The organism is Corynebacterium sp. HMSC30G07, assembly GCF_001806945.1.
GTDB lineage: Bacteria > Actinomycetota > Actinomycetes > Mycobacteriales > Mycobacteriaceae > Corynebacterium > Corynebacterium riegelii.
The window spans coordinates 1-2,393 of record NZ_KV786439.1; the positions used below are offsets into that span (position 1 = coordinate 1).

Annotated in this window: 1 rRNA gene; it reads right to left on the reverse strand. The window is 53.7% G+C overall.

Annotated features, from left to right (window positions below):
* Nucleotides 1–68: 68 nt before the first annotated feature.
* Nucleotides 69–2,393, reverse strand: a 23S ribosomal RNA gene (locus HMPREF3104_RS00005); the annotation flags it as partial.

Sequence of the window (2,393 nt, forward strand, 5' to 3'; positions counted from 1 at the left end):
GGGGTGGTGTGTCAGATACCGGAAAGTGGACGCGACAGTCACTGTTACATTCAGTGTTTGCTTGTTGTGTTGTTGTTTGTGTTGGTGGATTAGTACCAGTCACCTCATCACATTGCTGTGTTTCCAGTTCTGGCCTATCAACCCCATAGTCTATAGGGCACCTATAATGAAACCTCATCTTAAAACAGGCTTCCCGCTTAGATGCTTTCAGCGGTTATCCCTTCCGTACGTAGCCAACCAGCGATGCTCCTGGCGGAACAACTGGCACACTAGAGGTACGTCCGTCCCGGTCCTCTCGTACTAGGGACAGCCTTCTTCAAGTTTCAACGCGCGCGGCGGATAGAGACCGAACTGTCTCACGACGTTCTGAACCCAGCTCGCGTGCCGCTTTAATGGGCGAACAGCCCAACCCTTGGGACCTACTCCAGCCCCAGGATGCGACGAGCCGACATCGAGGTGCCAAACCATCCCGTCGATATGGACTCTTGGGGAAGATCAGCCTGTTATCCCCGGGGTACCTTTTATCCGTTGAGCGACACCACATCCACAAGTAGGTGCCGGATCACTAGTCCCGACTTTCGTCCCTGCTCGACTTGTAAGTCTCGCAGTCAAGCTCCCTTGTGCACTTACACTCTAAACACCTGATTGCCAACCAGGCTGAGGGAACCTTTGGGCGCCTCCGTTACATTTTGGGAGGCAACCGCCCCAGTTAAACTACCCACCAGGCACTGTCCCCAACCCAGATCATGGGCCAAGGTTCAGGTATCCACTACGGTCAGAGTGGTATTTCAACAACGACTCCACAACCACTGGCGTGGCTGTATCAACGTCTCCCACCTATCCTACACAAACCGCACCGAACACCAATACCAAGCTGTAGTGAAGGTCCCGGGGTCTTTTCGTCCTGCCGCGCGAAACGAGCATCTTTACTCGTACTGCAATTTCACCGGGCCTGTGGTTGAGACAGCAGGGGAGTCGTTACGCCATTCGTGCAGGTCGGAACTTACCCGACAAGGAATTTCGCTACCTTAGGATGGTTATAGTTACCACCGCCGTTTACTGGGGCTTAAATTCTCCGCTTCGACCCAAAAGGGTCTAACAGGTCCTCTTAACCTTCCAGCACCGGGCAGGCGTCAGTCCGTATACATCAACTTAACCGTCTTCGCACGGACCTGTGTTTTTGATAAACAGTCGCTCCCCTCTCTTCTCTGCGACCCACACCAGCACACTAACCGCAAGGATTAGCTACCGGTTTGGGTCCCCCTTCTCCCGAAGTTACGGGGGCATTTTGCCGAGTTCCTTAACCACAGTTCACCCGCTCGCCTTAGTATGCTCTACCTGACTACCTGTGTCGGTTTCGGGTACGGGCCGTCTACACACATCGCTAGAGGCTTTTCTCGGCAGCACAGGATCACCACCATCACCCATATATGGGCTACGCATCACGCCTTGCACATATAACAACCGGATTTGCCATGTTGTCGTGCTGCACGCTTGCACCAGAATCCAATAACTGGCGTGGCTACCACTCTGCGTCACCCCATCACTTACCTACAACAAATCAGGCCCCACGCATCACCACCAACCACACACCACAAGGGTGCGTATATCAGTAGCTTTGGGTGGTTAGTATCATTGCTTCAGCATTGGTCGCGTGTAGGCGGGTACGGGAATATCAACCCGTTGACCATCGACTACGCCTGTCGGCCTCGCCTTAGGACCCGACTCACCCTGGGAAGACGAACTTGACCCAGGAACCCTTCGTCATTCGGCGGATACGATTCTCACGTATCATTCGTTACTCATGCCTGCATTCTCACTCGCGTGCAGTCCACACCCCCTTACGGTAATGCTTCACCCCACACACGACGCTCCCCTACCCATAGTAAAAACTATGCCGCGGCTTCGGCGGTGTACTTGAGCCCCACTAAATTGTCGGCGCGGAACCACTCGACCAGTGAGCTATTACGCACTCTTTCAAGGGTGGCTGCTTCTAAGCCAACCTCCTGGCTGTCTTCGCGATCCTACATCCTTTTCCACTTAGTACACCCTTAGGGGCCTTAACCGGCGATCTGGGCTGTTTCCCTCTCGACTATGAAGCTTATCCCCCACAGTCTCACTGCTATACACCACTTTTAACCGGCATTCGGAGTTTGGCTGACATTGCTAAGATGATAGTCCCGCTCAACCAACCAGTAGCTCTACCTCCAGCAAGCTTGTATAACGCTGCACCTAAATGCATTTCGGGGAGAACCAGCTATCACGGAGTTTGATTGGCCTTTCACCCCTACCCACAGCTCATCCCCTCAGTTTTCAACCTAAGTGGGTTCGCGCCTCCACAACCTCTTACAGCTGCTTCACACTGGCCATGGGTAGATCACCCCGCTTCGGGT